General features: G+C 52.4%; 1 rRNA gene. It reads left to right on the forward strand.

The window, feature by feature from the left end:
- A 23S ribosomal RNA gene (locus M3189_RS26760) occupies window positions 1–250 on the forward strand; the annotation flags it as partial.

The raw sequence follows: 250 nt of genomic DNA on the forward strand, positions 1-250 counted from the left end.
GTAGTTAGAGCCCGTTAATGGGTGATAGCGTGCCTTTTGTAGAATGAACCGGCGAGTTACGATTACATGCAAGGTTAAGTTGAAGAGACGGAGCCGCAGCGAAAGCGAGTCTGAATAGGGCGATTTTAGTATGTGGTCGTAGACCCGAAACCAGGTGATCTACCCATGTCCAGGGTGAAGTCCAGGTAACACTGGATGGAGGCCCGAACCCACGCACGTTGAAAAGTGCGGGGATGAGGTGTGGGTAGCG

The organism is Neobacillus niacini, from assembly GCF_023715415.1.
GTDB classification, from domain to species: Bacteria; Bacillota; Bacilli; order Bacillales; family Cytobacillaceae; genus Neobacillus; species Neobacillus niacini_C.